This is a genomic window from Streptomyces sp. TLI_053 (assembly GCF_900105395.1).
Lineage (GTDB): Bacteria > Actinomycetota > Actinomycetes > Streptomycetales > Streptomycetaceae > Kitasatospora.
The window spans coordinates 8947547-8965689 of sequence record NZ_LT629775.1 but is presented as its reverse complement, the minus strand read 5'-3'; the positions used below and the strand labels follow the sequence as shown (position 1 = coordinate 8965689).

The 18143-nt window shown below is 74.3% G+C and carries 14 protein-coding genes; 11 read left to right on the top strand and 3 right to left on the bottom strand.

Annotation, left to right across the window (positions count from 1 at the left end; genetic code table 11):
* Nucleotides 1-8: 8 nt before the first annotated feature.
* The 3 genes from fabG (at nucleotide 9) to BLU95_RS37290 (ending at nucleotide 2505) form a co-directional block, all read left to right on the top strand.
* On the top strand, nucleotides 9-752 hold the full coding sequence (gene fabG, locus BLU95_RS37300; protein ID WP_093863895.1) for a 3-oxoacyl-ACP reductase FabG: 744 nt from the start codon (nucleotides 9-11) through the stop codon (nucleotides 750-752).
* Between the two features lie 59 nt (nucleotides 753-811).
* Nucleotides 812-973 (top strand): MbtH family NRPS accessory protein, encoded by a 162-nt coding sequence (locus tag BLU95_RS37295; RefSeq protein WP_159425166.1) that lies wholly within the window; start codon nucleotides 812-814, stop codon nucleotides 971-973.
* Nucleotides 974-1500: 527 nt separating this feature from the next.
* Nucleotides 1501-2505 carry a chitinase gene (locus BLU95_RS37290; protein WP_093863894.1) on the top strand — a complete coding sequence of 335 codons (1005 nt, stop codon included), beginning with the start codon at nucleotides 1501-1503 and terminating at the stop codon, nucleotides 2503-2505.
* Nucleotides 2506-2875: 370 nt separating this feature from the next.
* Here the strand turns inward: BLU95_RS37290 and BLU95_RS37285 are convergent, their stop codons facing one another.
* Nucleotides 2876-4414: an aldehyde dehydrogenase family protein gene (locus tag BLU95_RS37285; RefSeq protein WP_093863893.1), complete on the bottom strand. Its 1539-nt coding sequence runs from the start codon at nucleotides 4412-4414 to the stop codon at nucleotides 2876-2878.
* A 231-nt stretch (nucleotides 4415-4645) separates the two neighbouring features.
* Between BLU95_RS37285 and BLU95_RS44690 the strand changes: the two genes are divergently transcribed.
* Nucleotides 4646-8134 (top strand): cellulose binding domain-containing protein, encoded by a 3489-nt coding sequence (locus BLU95_RS44690; RefSeq protein WP_231978086.1) that lies wholly within the window; start codon nucleotides 4646-4648, stop codon nucleotides 8132-8134.
* Between the two features lie 71 nt (nucleotides 8135-8205).
* On the opposite strand, the gene BLU95_RS37275 is transcribed toward BLU95_RS44690, so the two are convergent.
* Complete coding sequence (locus tag BLU95_RS37275) at nucleotides 8206-8985, bottom strand: IclR family transcriptional regulator (protein WP_173862200.1); 780 nt, start codon at nucleotides 8983-8985, stop codon at nucleotides 8206-8208.
* Nucleotides 8986-9102: 117 nt separating this feature from the next.
* Between BLU95_RS37275 and BLU95_RS37270 the strand changes: the two genes are divergently transcribed.
* From BLU95_RS37270 to BLU95_RS37240, 7 genes are all read left to right on the top strand, one after another.
* A complete protein-coding gene (locus BLU95_RS37270; RefSeq protein ID WP_093863891.1) occupies nucleotides 9103-10458 on the top strand; it encodes a sugar ABC transporter substrate-binding protein in 1356 nt (451 codons plus the stop codon).
* Entirely contained in the window at nucleotides 10458-11504 is a 1047-nt protein-coding gene (locus tag BLU95_RS37265; RefSeq protein ID WP_093863890.1) for a carbohydrate ABC transporter permease, read from the top strand. Before BLU95_RS37270 ends, BLU95_RS37265 begins: the two co-directional genes overlap by 1 nt.
* Nucleotides 11501-12379, top strand: coding sequence for a carbohydrate ABC transporter permease (locus tag BLU95_RS37260; RefSeq protein ID WP_093863889.1), 879 nt, complete (start codon nucleotides 11501-11503; stop codon nucleotides 12377-12379). Before BLU95_RS37265 ends, BLU95_RS37260 begins: the two co-directional genes overlap by 4 nt.
* 92 nt (nucleotides 12380-12471) lie before the next feature.
* Entirely contained in the window at nucleotides 12472-13476 is a 1005-nt protein-coding gene (locus BLU95_RS37255) for a 5-dehydro-4-deoxyglucarate dehydratase (RefSeq protein ID WP_093863888.1), read from the top strand.
* The gene (locus BLU95_RS37250; RefSeq protein ID WP_093863887.1) at nucleotides 13473-14750 is read left to right on the top strand and encodes a glucarate dehydratase family protein; all 1278 of its coding nucleotides are present in this window, start codon (nucleotides 13473-13475) and stop codon (nucleotides 14748-14750) included. The genes BLU95_RS37255 and BLU95_RS37250 overlap by 4 nt, the downstream gene beginning before the upstream one ends.
* Nucleotides 14744-16009 (top strand): hypothetical protein, encoded by a 1266-nt coding sequence (locus tag BLU95_RS37245; RefSeq protein ID WP_197698662.1) that lies wholly within the window; start codon nucleotides 14744-14746, stop codon nucleotides 16007-16009. Before BLU95_RS37250 ends, BLU95_RS37245 begins: the two co-directional genes overlap by 7 nt.
* Nucleotides 16006-16806 carry an NAD-dependent epimerase/dehydratase family protein gene (locus BLU95_RS37240; RefSeq protein WP_093863886.1) on the top strand — a complete coding sequence of 267 codons (801 nt, stop codon included), beginning with the start codon at nucleotides 16006-16008 and terminating at the stop codon, nucleotides 16804-16806. The genes BLU95_RS37245 and BLU95_RS37240 overlap by 4 nt, the downstream gene beginning before the upstream one ends.
* Nucleotides 16807-16870: 64 nt before the next feature.
* Here the strand turns inward: BLU95_RS37240 and BLU95_RS37235 are convergent, their stop codons facing one another.
* Nucleotides 16871-18076, bottom strand: coding sequence for an amidohydrolase (locus BLU95_RS37235; RefSeq protein ID WP_093863885.1), 1206 nt, complete (start codon nucleotides 18074-18076; stop codon nucleotides 16871-16873).
* Nucleotides 18077-18143: the final 67 nt, after the last annotated feature.

Sequence of the window (18143 nt, the reverse complement as noted above, 5' to 3'; positions counted from 1 at the left end):
GCCTCTCGATGAACCGGACCGCCGACCCCGTCGCGCTGATCACCGGCGGCACCCGCGGCATCGGCCGCGCCACCGCCCTGCGGCTGGCCGAGGACGGGTACGACATCGCGCTCTGCTACAGCGCCGACACCGACGCCGCCCGCTCGCTCGAGAAGGAGCTGCTGGACCTCGGCCGCGCCGCCTACGTCCGGCGCACCGACGTCGCCGACCCGGACGCCGTCCGCGAGCTGGTGGACGGCGCCGAGGACGCGCTCGGACCGATCACCGCCCTGGTCACCTCGGCAGCGATCCTGCGCGACACCCCGCTGCTGCTGATGGAGGACCAGGACTGGCACGACGTGCTCCAGGTCAACCTCAGCGGCGTCTACCACGCCTGCCGCGCGGTGATCGACGGCATGGCGCTGCGCCGCCACGGCGCGATCGTCAACCTGTCCTCGGTCGCCGGCATCGCCGGCAGCCCCGGCCAGACCAACTACGCGGCGACCAAGGCCGGCATCATCGGCTTCACCCGCTCGCTCGCCCAGGAGGTCGGCCGCTTCGGCATCCGCGCCAATGTGGTCGCCCCCGGCTACATCGACACCGACCTGGTCGCGCAACTGCCGGAGGAGGCCGTCGACCAGGCGCTCGACCAGGTCGCGCTGCGCCGCCTCGGCCGTCCGGAGGAGGTGGCCGACCTGGTCGCCTTCCTGCTCTCCGACCGGGCCGGCTACCTCACCGGCGAGGTGCTGCGGATCGACGGCGGCTTCCGCTGACCGGAACCCGCCCGGCCCTCCCGTCCCCACCTCCCGTCCACCGACCCCCGGAGCCCGCCGTGCAGTGGACCGTCCTGGTCAACGAGCAGCAGCAGTACGCCCTCTACCCCGCCGACCGCCCCGCCCCCGCCGGCTGGCACCCCACCGGCTTCACCGGCACCGAGGACGCCTGCGAGGCCCACGTGGACGCGATCCGGCCCGACCCCCGCCCGCTCGGCTGACCAGGGCCCGGCTCCTGGACCCTGGCCGGGGCCACCCCGGCGGTCGGGGCGACCGCCGGGGTGGCCCCGTTGCGGAACTCCGCCACCGCGCCGGGATCGGCCGGCGCTCCGCCCGGCCGATCCCGGCGCGGTGGCGCGCGCGGTGCTGCGTGGCGTGGAGGCGGGGCGCGCGGTGATCGTCCCGGGCGCGGCGAACCGGATCGTCGCACGGACCGGCCGGCTCGCCCCGGGGACGGCCGATGGCCGGGCGGACCGGGTGGTTTCCGGTGCCCGGCGGTCCGGTGGCGCGGCCGGCCGAGCCCCCCACCCCCGTACGGCGGCCCCGGGACGAATCCCGGCAGCGGTCGGTCCACCGACCAATCATTCGGAAACTTTCCTAACCAAAGCCATTGACCCCGGCGCCCCGTGCCCCGATTCTGTGAGACACCCGCGGCGGCGCGTCACCGGCCGCCCCGGGCCGCCCTCCCGCCCCTCCCACCCCTGATTTGCCGTCAACCCGTGCGGTGGATCGACGAAAGCGAGTTGGCATGCGCAAGACCATCGGAGTCCGCCTCACCGCCCCGCTGCTGGTCGCCGCCCTCGGTCCGGCCGCCCTCCTGCTGGCCCCGGTGGCCTCCGCCGCGGCCGCCCCCGGCGTCGCGGCCGTGCCGGGCATGGCCGCCGCACCCTACGAGTACCTCGGCTGGGGCAGCCCGCAGAAGCCGACCGACGTGATGAAGGCGACCGGCGTCAAGTGGTTCACGCTGGCCTTCATCCTCTCCGACGGCGGGTGCAACCCCAAGTGGGACGGCAGCCGACCGCTCACCGGAGGGTCCGACGAGGCCGCGATCAAGTCGATCCGGGCGGCCGGCGGCGACGTGGTCGTGTCGGTCGGCGGGTGGAGCGGGAACAAGCTGGGCGAGAAGTGCTCCAGCGCGAGCGCGCTGGCCGGGGCCTACCAGAAGGTGATCGACGCCTACAAGCTCAAGGCCTTCGACGTGGACATCGAGAACACCGAGTTCGGGAACGCGACGGTCCGTCAGCGGGTGGTCGAAGCGCTGAAGATCGTCAAGTCCAAGAACCCCGGGATCGTCACCTACATCACCCTCGGCACCACGCCGACCGGCCCGGACGCCACCGGCAAGGACCTCATCAAGCGCGGCGCCGCCGCCGGCCTCGCCAACGACGGCTGGGTGGTCATGCCGTTCGACTTCGGCGGCCACACCGGCACCATGGGGCAGGCGTCCGTCGGCGCCCTGGAAGGCCTGAAGGCCGCGGTCAAGAGCGCCTACGGCTACAGCGACGACGCCGCCTACCGGCACATCGGGGTGTCCTCGATGAACGGGAAGACCGACGAGGCCGGCGAGACGGTGTCCACCGCGGACTTCCGCACCATCCTCGGCTACGCCCAGCAGCACCACCTCGCACGGTTCTCGTTCTGGTCGGTCAACCGCGACCGCTCCTGCGGGTCGGGCACCGACGCCGACGCGTGCAGCGGCGTCGCGCAGTCGCCGTACGAGTTCACGAAGATCGTCGTCCAGTACCAGGGCTGAGGTGCCCCTGGGCCGTGGGCCGGCGGCGCCCTGCCCGACGCCGCCGGCCCCGTCGGCCGCCCGGGGCGATGCCCCGGGACCGCCGGGGTCCCGGTCCCCGCGCCTCCTCGCCGCTCCACCTGCCGGACTCCGCGCCCCGTCCCCGGGGCGGTCGGGGCCGTCGCGGGGCCACTGACGGTCGATCCCGTCCACCTGGTCCGGCCGACCCTGCGGCGCCCGCTCGCCCGGCACCGACCCGTCCCCGGCGACGGCCCGGCACCAGGGCCTGCGGGCCACACCCACGACGGGCCGCCCCCACGAAGGGCCGCCCCCACGAAGGCTGCCCCACGACGGGCCTCGCCCCGGGAGGGCAGGCGCCTCCGATGCCGGGTCAGAGCTGCGCACGACCGTTCACCCGACGGGGCACCCCCAGCGGGTTGTCGTCCCGGAGCTCCGGGGGGAGCAGGGCCTGCGGGGTGTTCTGGTAGACGACCGGGCGCAGCCAGCGTTCGGCGGCGGCCGTGCCGACCGAGGTGGCGGCGGTGGTCGCGGCCGGGTAGGGGCCGCCGTGGTGCATGGCCGCGGTGACGGCGACGCCGGTCGGCCAGCCGTCCACCACCACCCGGCCCGCGAGCGCGGTCAGCCGTTCGATCAACTCGGCCGCCCCGCTGCCGCGTTCGTCCTCCGCGAGGTGGACGGTGGCGGTGAGGCTGCCGGGGATCCGGGCGAGCACGGCGGCGGCCTCGGCGGGGGTCCGGTAGCGGGCCAGCACCACGAGCGGCCCGAAGCACTCCTCCAGCAGGGCCCGGTGGCTGTCGCCGGTAGCGAGGCGGGCCGCCGGTACGGCGAGCAGCCGGGGGCGGACGGCGTCGGGTGCGGCCAGGTCCACCACGTCCGCCGACACCGTTTCCACCTCGGGGAGTTCGGACATCGCACGGACCGCGGACCGGAAGGAGGAGTCGATCCGCCCGTCCAGCAGACGACCCGCCGGCACGCCGTCGGCCGCGACCGCGGCGGCGGCCACCACGGTGTCGCCCGCCGGACCCTCGGGGACCAGGACCAGACCGGGCTTGGTGCAGAGCTGCCCGAGGCCCAGGGTGAAGGAGGCGGCGAGACCCGCGCCCAGTTCGGGGCCGCGGGCGGCCGCGGCCGCCTCGGTGACGAGCACCGGGTTGAGACTGCCGAGTTCGCCGTGGAAGGGGATCGGCCGGGGGCGCGCGGCCGCGAGGTCGTGCAGGGCCCGGCCACCGCGCAGCGAACCGGTGAAGCCGACGGCGGTGGTCAGCGGGTGCTCGACCAGGGTCCGGCCCGCGTCGAGGCCGTGGACGACTCCGACCACGTCCTCGGGCAGGCCCGTCCTCGCGGCGGCGAGGCGCAGCAGCCGGGCGCAGAGGTCGCCGGTCGCCGGGTGACCGGGGTGCGCCTTGAGCACCACGGGGCAGCCGGCCGCCAGCGCGCTGGCGGTGTCACCGCCCGGAACGCCGAAGGCCAGTGGGAAGTTGCCCGCCGTGAACACCGCCACCACGCCCAGCGGCACCCTGATCCGGCGCAGGTCGGGCCGGGGGGCCGGCCGGGCGGCGGGGTCGGCGTGGTCGATGGTGGCGTCCAGCAGGGCGCCGCTCTCCGCGTGCTCGGCGAATGCGAGCAACTGGTCGTGTGTGCGGGTGAGTTCGCCGCCGAGCCGGGGAGCGCCGAGGCCGGTCTCGGCGTCGGCGGTGGCGATGATCTCGTCCTGGGCCGCCGCGAGCAGCGCGGCCGCGGTGCGCAGCAGCGCGGCCCGGCGGGGGCGGTCGGCGAGCGCCGGACGGGCGGCGTCGGCGGCGCGGACCGCACGGTCCACCTCGGCCGGGGTGGATGCGGTGGCCGGGGCGGATACGGCGAACGGGGTGGCAGGGGTGGATGCGGTACGGCCGGGATCGGCGCTCGACATGGTCGGTCCTCCGATGGTGTCCACGGATGTGAATGACCGTCAAGTTCTCGGACGGCTGCACCCCGACGGTACGGAGGGTCCGAGCGGACGGTCAAGGGCCGCACGCGGATCACCGGGACCTCATCCACATATGTGGACTCAAATCACGATTTTGGATAGCCATTGACCTGGTGGACGGGTGTCATCACCATGATGACCGGCACCTCACCCCCACCTTTTTCTGGAGGTCCCTTGTCCACGCGATCGTTCGTCGCACTGACCAGTGCGACGGCTCTGCTGCTGGCGTCCGGCGTCATCGCCGTCGCCGCCGGCGCGGCCCCGCCGACCGGCGCTCCCGGCGGGGCCCAGGCCGGGCCGCAGGCCCCGGCCGACGCGGCGCTCACCGCGCTCGACCTGTCCAGGGCCAATCGGCGGGCCCCCGTCACCGGGCTCTACGACTGGTCGAAAGCCGGTTACCGCGGCGGCGCCGACCTGCCCGGCGCCTCCGAGACCACCACCGACGCCGCCTGCCGGATCACCCCCGCCCAGCTCGCCTCGAAGTACAACGTCAAGCCCGACGACGGCGCGGACGACTCGGCCGGGCTGCAGTCCGCGATCGACTACGTCCGCGGCAGCTGCTCCCCGGGCGCGGGCTACGGCAAGCTCTCGCTGATCACCCTCCCGGCCGGCACCCTCGACCTGTCCCGGCAGATCGGCGTCGACGCCGACTACCTGATCCTGCGCGGCGCGGGCAGCGGCGCCGGCGGCACCCGGATCGTGTTCCGCCCGGACGCCGACACCCGCTACGACACCCTCACCCCGGACGGCTCCGACTGGGACGAGGACGCGATGACCTCGGGCGCCGGCAAGGGCGGCTGGATCTGGCCCGGCCGCGGCGTCTTCCGGGTCCAGTCCCGCGCGGTGAACCCCGCCTACGCCGCGGACTACGCGGCAGCACCGGCGAACCGCAAGGCCATCTTCGAGGGCACGGTGAACGTGCACTGGAAGGCCGGGGTCAAGCTGCGCGAGAAGGCGGGAGACCCGGGCTTCGCCGCCCGGACCGGCGACACCGTCGTCCCGCTCGCCCCGTCCGGCGCGCTGACCGACCTCAAGGTCGGCGGCCTGGTCAACGTCCGGGCCGCCAACTCGCTGAAGTTCTACGCCCAGCAGGACATCCGGCCGGCCGACGGCCCGCTGCTCAACATGCACATGCGCCAGCAGATCTTCACCGTCAAGGCGGTGGACACCGCCGGTCGGACCATCACCCTGGACAAGCCGCTGGAGTACGACGTCCCGGTGACCTCGGTGTCGGACGGATCCGCCCCGATCGACGGCGCCGTGTACGACTCCAAGGCCGCGCCGCTGGTCGACCCGGTGGTCGGCGTGGGCTTCGAGGGCTTCTCGCTGACCCAGGACATGCCCGGTCTCGACCGGGCGGCGGCCGTGCACAACTACGGCAACATGTCACCGGCCGACGAGATCCACGGCATCGTCTTCAAGTGGGCGGCGGACTCCTGGGTGAAGGGCATCCGCACCGAGATGACGGGCTCCCACCCGATCGTCACGGAGGAGGCGTACCACCTGCAGATCGTCGGCAACCAGCTGGACGGTTCCTGGAACAAGGGCAAGGGCGGCAACGGCTACTTCCGCGGCTCCCGGGTCTGGGACTCGCTCTACGCGGGCAACACCTCGCGCAACCTGCGCCACTTCACCTTCCAGTGGTCCTCCTCCGGCAACGTCGCGATCGGCAACGACTTCGACTCCGACGTCAATCTGCACGGCGGCTGGGAGCGCAACAACCTGATCGAACTCAACACCGTGACGGTGCCGTACGAGCACCGCTCCGGCAACTGCGCCTCCAACTGCGGCGAGGAGGGCGGCGGCGGGCCCGACGCCTCCACCTGGTTCCCGATCTGGTGGGGTGCCGGCAAGAAGGCCGTCAAGTGGTCCGGCTCGACCGGCCCGCGGAACGTCTTCTTCAACAACGCCATGTCCAAGCAGACGACGGCGGGCGCCGGGTACACGGCCTACTACCCCGACCGGCACCGGATCTACCAGTTCGGCTGGAGCGGCAGCGCCTTCAAGGCCCTCGACCAGGGCGGCACGGCGATCCCCGACTGGGCCGGACGGGAGCAGCTGGACTACACCGGCGGCCACGGGGTGGACGCCACCCGGACGGACGCGGCGGCCTCGCTGTTCCTCAAGTCCACCGGCGGTACCGACCCGTCGCCGACGGCCTCCCCCACTGCTTCCCCCACGGCCACGCCCACCGTGTCACCCACCGCCACTCCGACCACGTCGCCCACCTCCTCCCCCACCGCGTCGCCGACCGGCACGCCGGGCGGCTGCCTCACGGCACGGACGGCGCAGACCTCCGTCTGGGCCGGCGGGTACGGCATGAACGTCTACGTCAAGAACAACTGCGCGACCACCACGCACGGTTGGTCCGTAGCGTTCGACCTGCCGGCCGGAACGACGGTCACCAGCAGCTGGTCCTCCACCCGGACCCAGGCCGGGCAGCGTCACACCTTCACCAACGTCTCCTACAACGGGGACATCGCCCCCGGTCAGGAGGAGAGCTTCGGCTTCAACGCCGGCGGGCTCGGCCTGCCGTCCGGCTGCACGGTCAACAGAGCTCCCTGCAACGGCGGTTCGGGGCCCGTGACACCGACGCCGACGCCCACCGCGACCCCGACATCCACTCCGACACCCACTCCCACCGCCACACCGACCGCCACCCCCACGGCCACGCCCACCGGTCCGTCCGGCCCGGTCGTGAACGTCGCGACCGCCGCCCAGCTGACCGCCGCCCTCGCGGCGGCCTCGCCGGGGCAGACGATCCGCCTGGCACCGGGTGAGTACCACGGCGCCTTCCTGGCCCGGCGGGCCGGGACGGCGTCCGCGCCCATCACCCTGACCGGCCCCCGCACCGCCGTCCTGGTCAACGACGGTCCCGTCGGGGACGCACCGGCCTGCCCGGAGCCGACCGCCGGCTGGGACTCCGGTTACGGCCTCTGGCTCTCCGCCGCGCCCTACTGGAACCTCACCGGCTTCACCGTGAAGGACTCCAAGAAGGGCGTCGTCCTGGACAACTCCCCGCACGTGGTGCTGGACGGCCTGTACGTCCACCACACCGACGAGGAGGGTGTGCACTTCCGCCGCTCCTCGGCGGACGGGGTGATCCGCAACTCGGTGATCGAGTACACCGGTCTGGTCCAGCCCGGCTACGGCGAGGGCGTCTACCTGGGCTCCGCCTCATCGAACTGGGCCTGCCACGGCAACACCGGCGGGGTCGACCGCTCCGACCGGGTGCTGGTGGAGAACAACCGGATCGGCCCGTACGTCGCGGCCGAGGCGATCGACATCAAGGAGGGCACCTCGGACGGGACCGTCCGCGGCAACACCTTCGACGGACGGGGCGTCTCGGGCGAGAACTCGGCGGACTCCTGGGTCGACGTCAAGGGCACCGGCTATCTGATCGAGAACAACCGGGGCTCCTTCGCCGCGCCGGGGACCTTCGCCAACGGGTACGAGACCCACAACCCGTCCACCTCGCCGTCGTTCCCCAACGGCTGCGGCAACGTCTGGCGGGGCAACACCTCCGACCTGGGCGGGGTCGGGGCCTACGCGATCAGGATCACCTCACCCTCGGCCTGCACCGGCCGGCCGAACACGGTGTACGCCTCCAACACCGTGACCGGGGCCGTCTCCGGGCTGACGAACGTGGCCGTCACACCCTGATCCGGGTGTCCCGGCCGCGGCCGGGACACCCCCTCCGCCCGCGGCCGGCGATCGTCGGACCTCCCGCCGGATCATCTGATCCCGTGCCGTCGGAGGGTGGTGGCGAGGGCGGTGGTGTGCGCCACCACCGCCCTCGCCACCCGGTCCACCTCCAAGGACGAGGCGAGTTCGGCCGGCATCGAGCAGCTGATCGCATCGGTGGCGGGGATCCGGTACGGGACGGGGGCGGAGATGCAGGCGATGCCCACGGTGCCCTGTTCCGACTCCAGGGCCCAGCCCCGGTCCCGGACCTCGGCGAGCTCGGCGTGCAGCTCCACCCGGTCGGTGATGGTCTCCTCGGTGAAGGTCTCCAGGGTGCGGGGCAGCACGGCGTCCACCTCCTCGGTGGTCAACTCGGCCAGCAGGGCCTGCCCGAGAGCCGTGATGTGCGCCGGCAGCCGACGGCCCACCCGGGAGATCACCCGGATGCTGTCGCGCGACTCCCGGCTCGCCAGGTAGAGCACGTACGCCTCGTCACGCCGGGCGAAGTGCACCGTGTAGCCGATCTCGGCCCGCAGGTCCTCCAGGGCGTCGAGCGCGTACGGCAGGGCCGGGTCGCGGTCGAGGTAGGCGGTGCCCGCCAGCAGCGCGTGCGGTCCGACCCCGAACGCGGAGCCGCCCTCGTCGGCCTCCACCCACTTGACCTCGCGCAGGGTGCGGACCAGGGCGTGCAGGCTGCTCCGCGGATAACCGAGCCGTTCCTGCAGCTCCGCGAGGGTCAGCCGGGTCGGGGAGGCCGCCAGTGCCTCCAGGATCCGTACCGTGCGCTCGGCCGACTTCACCGTCGCGACGTCCGACTGGGCTGGGGTCATGTCCACCGTCCGGTTGGGTGGTTCAGCAGTGTTGACGGTCATGGTACCGGACGTTAACTTCTCCTTGAAGCGCTGCCATATCCAGAGATTCTGTCCATATATGTAGACGGGAATCCGATGCTCAGCAGACTCGCACGCCTCCGGACGGCCCTCACGGCCTCCGCTCTCGTCCTGGCCACCGTCGCCGGCTGCGGTTCCGGAGGCTCCGGCAGCTCCGGAACCACCGGAGCTTCCGACGACAAGTCCCCGTTGGAGATCTGGGTCCGCAAGCCCCCCGGCTCCAACACCGAGAAGACCCACCAGAGCCTCGCCGCGGCGTTCACCGCCGCCACCGGCGTCCCCACCCGCGTCACGGCGCTCTTCGACGACTTCGAGACCAAGCTCCAGCAGGCCGCCGCCCAGAAGAAGTTGCCGGACCTGATCGTGAACGACACCGCGCAGCTCGGCACCCTGGTGAAGCAGGGACTGGTGCGGACCGTCGACCGCGCCGCGCTGGCCGGCGGCGACCGTCTGGTCCCCGCCGCCTGGGACGCCGCCAAGGGGGCCGACGGCAAGTACTACGGCGTCCCGTTCTCGGCCCAGACCTTCGCGCTGTTCGTCCGCCGCGACTGGCGCGAGAAGCTGGGCCTGCCCGTCCCCACCACCTGGGACCAGCTCGACGCCCTCGCGACGGCGTTCACCACCCGCGACCCGGACGGCAACGGCAAGGCCGACACCTACGGCTACGTCGTCCCCGGGAGCACCAAGCGCGGCTACCTGGACTGGTACTTCTCCAGCTTCCTCTGGGCCGACGGCGGCGACTACTTCACCGGATCCCCCGGGAGCCTGAAGCCCGCCGTCGACAGCCCGGGCTCGCTCGCGGCGGCCCAGTGGCTGCAGAAGCAGTTCTGCACGGACAAGAACGTCGCCCCGGGCGCCGTCACCACAGAGACCACCCAGGCGCACCCGCTGTTCGAGACCGGCAAGGGCGGCATATACTTCACCGGCCCCTACAACCTGGCCCGCTTCGACAAGAGCCTCGGCCAGGACAAGTACGAGATCGTCGCGCTCCCGGCCGGCCCGGCCCCGGGCGGCCGGTCCGCCGTGCTCGCCGAGGGCGAGAACATCTATCTGATGGCCGGTTCGCACAACACCGCCGGCCAGCGGAAGTACGCCGAGTACCTGATCGGCACCGAGGGCCAGAAGACCGGCATGGCCGGCGACACCGACGGCAACGTGGTCCGGCTGCCGGTCAACCAGGACGTCGACCTGGCGTCGGTGCGCACCGACCGGCGCTGGCAGGTCTTCGACAAGGCGTACCGCGAGGCCGGCCGCTACGTGCCCGCCGTGCCGGAGTGGACGCCGTTCCGGCAGGCGTCCGCCGAGGCCCTGAACTCGCTCGCCGCCGACTGCGCGGCCGACCCGAAGGCCACGCTGGGCAAGCTCGCCGGCACCTTCGCCACCGAGCTCGAGAAGCAGGGAGCCGGCTCCTGATGGCGGCCGCCGATGTCACCGCCGGACCGGCCGGACCGACGGCGGCGCCCGGCGACGGCGCCGCACCGGCCGCCGCACCAGCGGCCGGGCGCGGGCCGGCGGGCCGGTCCCCGGCGCCCGCCGGACGGGCCCGCCCGCGGCCGTGGCGGCACCGGCTGACCGGCGGCCTCACCCCCTGGCTGTTCCTCGCCCCCGCACTGCTGCTGTTCGGCCTGTTCAAGTTCCTGCCGATGGCCCGGGCCCTGGAGATGAGCTTCCACGAGGTCCGCCCGTACCTGGGCGACCGGTGGGTGGGCGGCGCCAACTACCACCAGGTCGTCACCGACGACGCCTTCCTCCAGGCGATCTGGCACACCGTCCTGCTGGCCGCCGGCCAGACCGGCGGCTCGCTGGCCCTGGGGCTGGGGCTGGCCCTGGTGCTGGAGGGCACCGCCCGCCACCTGTGGATCGTCCGGACGGCGGTCTTCCTGCCGGTGGTCACCGCGATGGCGGTGGTCGCCGAGGTCTGGCGGATCCTGTACCACCCGGCGGCGGGCGGCGCGGTGAACACCCTGCTCGGCTGGCTCGGCCTCGGCCCCTCCCAGTTCCTCAACGGCCCCGACTCCGCGCTCTGGTCGGTGATGGGCGTCGGGGTGTGGCGGGGCGCGCCCTACGACATGATGATCTTCCTGGCGGCCCTGGCCGGCGTCGACCGCACCCTGTACGAAGCCTCCGCCGTCGACGGGGCCGGCACCCTGCGCCGCCTGTGGCACGTCACCCTGCCCGCCCTTCGGCCGGCCTTCGCCGTCCTGCTCACCCTGGCCGCCATCCGGGGGCTGCGGGTCTTCACCGAGATCTTCCTGCTCACCAACGGCGGCCCGAACGGATCCACCGAGGTCCTGATGACACTCGTGTACAAACTCGGCCTGGAACGCAACGAGTTGGGGGTGGCCGCGGCCGGCTCCATGGTGCTGCTCGGTGCCACCGTCGTACTCACCCTGGCCCTGCGGGCACGACGCGGCGATCCGCGCGGCGAGCGGCACAGCGCCGGGAGGGCGGGCCGATGAAGAAACCGACCACCACCACGTCCGCCGTCTCCACCACCGACACCGCCCTCGGCCTCACCGCCCGTCGCGGAGCGCTCGCCGTCCTCGCCCGCACCGCGCTGTACGCGCTGCTCGTGCTGGTCTTCGCCGGGCCGCTGCTCGCCCTGCTGGCCAGCTCCTTCTCCGAGGTCACCGACCCGACCGCGCTCACCCTGCTGCCCACCCACCCGACGCTGGAGAACTTCCGGGCCGCGTTCGACCGCGACGTACTGCGCTACCTCGCCAACTCGCTGGTCGTGGTCGGTGGCGGGCTGCTGCTCCAGATCGCGGTCAGCGTCAGCGCCGCCTACGCGATCGCCCGCCGTCGCTTCCCGGGCGCGCGGCTGGTCCTGCTGCTGATCCTCGGGACGATGATGCTGCCCGAGGAGATCCTCGCCCTCCCGCTCTCCATGGTGCTCTCGGACCTCGACCTCATCGGCACCCTCGCCGGGATGATCCTCCCGGTCGGGGCGTGGGCGTTCTCCATCCTGGTCACGGCCGAGTTCATGAAGGAGATCCCGGTCGAGCTGGAGGAGGCCGCCCGCCTCGACGGCGCCGGCGACCTGCGGATCTTCTGGTCCGTCGTCCTGCCGCTGTGCCGCCCCGCGCTGGGGGTGATCGGCATCTTCGGCTTCACCATGATCTGGGACCAGTACCTGCTGCCGATGCTGGTCGCCACCGACGCCAGGCAGTTCACCCTGCCGCTGGCGCTGCGCACCCTGCGCTCCGACGAGGAGGTCGGCATCGGGGTACTGCTGGCCTCCGCCCTGCTCGCCCTGCTGCCCAGCGTGCTCGCCTTCCTCGCCATGCAGCGGCAGTTCATGCGCGGCCTCACCTCCGGCGCGGTCAAGGGCTGAGCGCGCCCCGACGCCCCTCACCGTCCCACTCCTCCCTCACCCCTCCGCCTCTCCACTTGATCCGGTCATCGGACCGTCAGACAGGAATCCCCATGCGCCTGCACGGCCTGCTCTCCTTCCCGCTCACCCCGTTCACCCCGGACGACAAGATCGACCTCGCCGCCTACGCCGAACACCTGGAACGGCAGCTCGCCGCCGCCCCGGCCGCCCTGTTCGTCGCCTGCGGCACGGGCGAGTTCACCGCCCTCGGCCCCGAGGAGTACCGGGACGTGGTCGCCACGGCCGTCCGGGTCGTCGACGGCCGCGTCCCCGTCGTGGCGGGCTGCGGCGGCGGCCCCCGGCTGGCCCGCGAGTTCGCCCTCGCCGCGGCCGCCTCCGGGGCCGACGGTCTGCTGCTGCTCCCGCCGTACCTGGTCGCCGGGACCCCCGGCGGCCTCGTCCGGCACGTCCGCTACGTCGCCGAGGCCACCGCCCTGCCCCTGGTCGTCTACCAGCGGGCCAACGCCGTGCTCGACCCGGCCGCCGCCGTCGCCCTGCTCGACATCCCCACCGTCACCGGCGTCAAGGACGGCCTCGGCGACGTCGACGCGATGCTCCGCCTGGTCACCGCCGTCCGCACCAGCGGCCACCCGAGGGCCGCCGCCTTCGGCTTCCTCAACGGGCTGCCCACCGCCGAACTCACCGTCCAGGCCTACCGGGCGATCGGCGTCGACAGCTACTCCTCCGCCGTCCTGTGCTTCGCACCCGACCTCGCCCTCGCCTTCCACCGTGCCGTCGAGCGCGGCGACGAGCACGCCGTCCGCACCCTGCTCGCGGAGTTCTACCTGCCCTTCGTCGCGCTGCGCGACCTGGTCCCGGGCTACGCCGTGGCCCTGGTGAAGGCCGGTGCCCGGCTCGGCGGCCTCGACCTGGGGCCGGTCCGGCCCCCCTTGGTCGATGCCGCCCCCGAACACGTGGAGCAGCTGGCCGGGATCCTCGCCCGCGGCCGGGCCGCGCTCGCCACCCTGAACGAGGCGGCTGCCGTGAACGGGGCCGCCGCCGTGGACGGGGCCGCCGCCCTCAGCGGGGCCCCCGCCGCGGACGGGGCCGCCCGATGAGGATCGGCGAGGTGGTCGTCACCCCCGTCGCGTTCCCGGATCCCCCGCTGCTCAACTCGGCCGGCGTCCACCAGCCGTGGGCGCTGCGCGCGATCGTCGAACTCCGCGGCGAGGACGGCCTCGTGGGCCTGGGCGAGACCTACGGCGACGCACCGCACCTGGCCCTGCTGCGCCGTGCCGCGCCGGCCGTCACCGGTCTCGACCCCTTCGACACCAACGGCCTGCTCCGCCGGATCGCCGGGGTGCTCGGCGCCGCCGACGCGCCCGACCGGCACGGTCTGACCGGCGGTTCCAGCCCGACACGGACCACCCTGAAGGTGCTCGGCCCGTTCGAGACCGCCTGCCTGGACCTCCAGGGGCAGCTGACCGGCCGGCCCGTCGCCGATCTGCTCGGCGGCCGGGTCCGGGACGAAGTCCCCTACGCGGGTTACCTCTTCTACCGCTGGGCCGCGCACCCGGCGCAGCCCGGGCCGCTCCCGGACCGGGACGGCGACCCGTTCCCGGAGGCGCTGGACGCGGGCGGGATCGTCGAGCAGGCCGGTCAGCTGGTCGAGCAGTACGGGTTCCGCTCGCTCAAGCTCAAGGGCGGGGTGCTGCCGCCGGAGGAGGAGGTCGAGGCGATCCGCGAACTGCGCGCCGCCTTCCCCGACCACCCGCTGCGGCTGGACCCCAACGCCGCCTGGACGGTGGAGACCTCCGTCCGGGTGGGCGAGCGGACCGAGGGCCTGCTGGAGTACCTGGAGGATCCGACACCCGGCATCGCCGGCATGGCCAAGGTGGCGCGCCGGGTCCCCATGCCGCTCGCCACCAACATGTGCGTGGTCGCCCCGGAGGACCTCCCGCCCGGGTTCGGCGCCCGGGCCGTCGGGGTCGTCCTGGCCGACCACCACTACTGGGGCGGGCTGCGCCGCTCGGCCGAACTCGCCGCCGTCTGCCGCACCTGGGGTGTCGGGGTCTCGATGCACTCCAACAGCCATCTCGGGATCAGTCTCGCCGCGATGACCCAGCTCGGCGCCGCCCTGCCGGAGCTCACCTACGCCGCCGACACCCACACCCCCTGGCAGGGCGGGGTGGACGTGGTCGCCGAGCCGCTGCGGATCGCCGGCGGGGCGGTGCGGGTGCCCGACCGGCCCGGCCTCGGGGTCCGGCTGGATCCGGACGCGCTCGCCCGGCTGCACGAGAACTACCTGCGGTGCGGCGTCCGGGAGCGCGACGACACCGCGTACCGGGCCCGGTTCGAACCCGGCTACCGGAAGAGGCGTCCCCGATGGTGAACCCGCACGTCTCCGTCCACGCCTACCCCTGGGACGTCCTCGGCGACCCCGGCTTCGCCGACCGGGCCCGGGCCACCGGCGCCGACGCCGTCACCCTGGCGCTCAGCTACCACTCGACCCGTGCCGCCACCCCGCACCACCCCCGGCGGCGGTTCGTCGACGCCCACCACGGCGCGCTCCACCGGCCGGTGCGTTCCCCGGCCTGGGCGGGCCACCGGCTGGTGCCCCGGGGCGCCGACTGGCTGCCCGGGGAGGATCCGGGCCGCGCGGCCGTGACCGCGCTCGCCGGGGCCGGACTGCCCGTCACCGCCTGGATCGTGCTCGCCCACAACAGTCGGCTCGGCCGGCTCCATCCCGACCTCGCCGTGGTGAACTGCTTCGGCGAGCCCTACCCGTACGCGCTCTGCCCCTCCCGTGCCGAGGTCCGCGACCACTGCGCGACCCTGGCCGCCGAGGCCCTGCACGACCTGCCCGCCGGTGCCGTGCGCGGTGTGTCGCTGGAGTCCGCCGGCCAGCTCGGCGCGGTGCACGCGGGGTGCCACGAGAAGACCGACGGCGCCTACGGACCGACGGCCCTGCGGGCCCTGTCGGTGTGCTGCTGCGAGGGCTGCCGTGCGGGGTGGCGGTCGGCCGGGACGGACCCGGACCTCGTCGTCGGGCAGCTCCGCCGGTCGGCGGGGACCGGCGCCGCTCCGCCCGCCGAGGTCGACGAGGTGGTGCTCGCCGTACGGCACGCGGCCACCGACGCGCTGCGCGGCCGGGCCGTCGCCGCCGTACGCGACGCCGTGCCCGGGGTGCCGGTCACCCTGCACGCCCACCCCGACCCGTGGGCCACCGGCCCGTCGCCCGGACTCACCGCCGCGGCGGCCGGGGAGGTGGACGCCGTGCTGGTGCCCTGCTGGCCGACCGGTCCGGAGAGTGCCGAACTGGTACGCCGTACCGCGCTGCGCCATCCGGTGGTGGACGCGTACGTCACGCTGCTGGCGCCGACGGATCCGGGCCTGCTGCCCGGCCATGTCCGCCGGCTGCGGGCGGCCGGGGCGAGCCGGCTCAGCCTCTACCACCTGGGCCTGCTGCCCGCCGACCGGCTGCCGCTGGCGGCCGTCCTGGCGGCCGAGTTCCGCGCGGTCGGACCCGCCGCGCCCGCGGCCGGACCCTCCACGCCTGCCGCACCCACCACCGCACCCGTCGCCGCACCCGTCGCCGCACCCACCACCGCACCCGTCCCCGCACCCGTCGCCGAGATCGGAGCACCATGACCGGGACCGTTCTGCTCACCGGCGCCGCGGGCGGTGTCGGCACCTTCCTGCGCGAGCGCCTGCCCGCCCTGGGCCACCGGCTGGTCTGCGCCGACCGGCTGCCGGTTCCCGGCGACCCCGACGCGCTCCGCTTCGACCTGGGCGACGCGGAGGCCGTCCGGGCCGCCGTGCGCGGTGCCGACGCCGTGGTGCACCTCGGCGGGATCTCCGTCGAGGACGGCTTCGAGGCGATCCTCGACGCCAACATCCGCGGCACCTACCACCTGTACGAGGCCGTGCGCCGGGAGGGGGTGCGCCGGGTGGTGCTGGCGAGCAGCAACCACGCCGTCGGCTTCCATCCGCTGACCGGCGCCGTCCCGATCGGTTCCGACGTCCCGCCCCGCCCCGACACCTACTACGGCCTGTCCAAGGCCTTCGGGGAGAACCTGGCCGCCCTGTACGCCGACAAGTACGGCGTCCGGACGGTCTCGCTGCGGATCGGCTCGTGCTTCGCCCGCCCCCGGTCCGTGCGGATGCTCGCCACCTGGCTCAGCCCCGACGACTGCGCGCGCCTGGTGCACGCGGCGCTCACCGCCCCGGGCACCGGCCACACCGTGGTCAACGGCATCAGCGCCAACACCCGGGCCTGGTGGGACCTCTCGTCCGCACGCGCCCTCGGCTACCGCCCGCGGGACGACGCCGAGCGGTTCGCCGAGGCGGTGCTGGCCGAACACGGCGAGCTGGACCCCGGCCATGTCGACGCCCGGCTGATCGGCGGTCACTTCACCACCGCGGAGCCCCCGCACAGCGCCGGGTGAGGTGCCGAGGCGGAGGCTGCTGCCCGGGCGGCGCCTCCGCCCCGGCCCGGACGGCGGCCCTCCCTCAGCCCAGGTAGCGGCCGTCCCGGGCGACCACCCGCCCGGCCCGGACCACCAGCTCGCGCGGCGGAAGGTCCACGACGACCTGCGGGAGGCACTCGCCGGACACCAGCATGAAGTCCGCCGGCGACCCCGGCTCCAGGGTCGCCCTCGGCAGGTCGAGCAGCTCGGCACCGCCGTCGGCGGCCAGCGCGAAGCACCCGGCCAGCTCCTCGTCCGTGCGGGCGTCGGTCGTCCAGCCGAGCAGGTGGGCCCGGTGCAGCATGTCCGCGTTGCCGTACGGGCTCCAGGAGTCCCGCACCCCGTCCGAACCGAGGCCCACCCGCACACCGTGCGCCCGGAGTTCACGGAACGGCAGCACCTGGTGCGCCGAGGGCGCGACGGTGGTGAGGCCGACGCCGGACCCGGCGAGCAGCTCGGCGAGCTCGTCGAGCTGCTCGCCGCCCAGCTCCGGCACGCAGAAGGCGTGGCTGACCACGACCCGGCCGGCCAGACCGGCGGCCCTGGTCCGCGCGGCGATGTCGCGCAGCGGGGCAAGCCCCCGGTCGCCCCGGTCGTGCAGATGGACGTCCAGCCGCAGCCCGTACCGCTCGGCCAGGCCGAAGACCAGGTCGAGCTGGGCCGGGCCCTCGCCGTCCGGACCGCCGTCGAAGCCGGCCGGGTCGATGCCGCCGACCGCGTCGATCAGCCCGCCCGCCGCCGCCTCGGCCAGCAGCGCCCCCGCCCCGGGGGTGCGGCGGACGCCGTGCTGCGGGAAGGCGACCAGCGTGAGGTCCAGCGCACCGGCCAACCGCTCCCGCACCTCGGCCAGACCGGTCACCCCGGCCAGGCCGAAGGCCGGCGCGACGTCCACGTGCGCCCGGACGGCACGGGTGCCGCAGGCCACGGCGTGGGCGAGCAGCCGGTGGGCGCGCTCGGCGAGCGGGGTGGACTGACGGCGGTACAGGTCGACGTCGCCGTCCACGAACTCGGGCAGCGACCCGGCCGGGCGGCGGCTGTACCAGGGCTCGCCCCAGGCGGTCTTGTCCGGGTGGATGTGGGCGTCCACCAGGGTGGGCAGCGCGATCCGGCCCGCGCCGTCGACCACCTCCGGCTCGGCGCCCTCCGGCAGCCGGTCGACCAGCATTCCGTCGACGGCGACCAGGTCGACGGCCCGTCCGGCGCCGTACGGGCGGACGTCGCGGAACACGGTGACGGCGGGGGCGGCCATGGGGTCTGCCTCTCGGTACGGGGGCGTTGAGCACGGGAAACCCCCAGTGTCCCGCCGATTCCCGCGC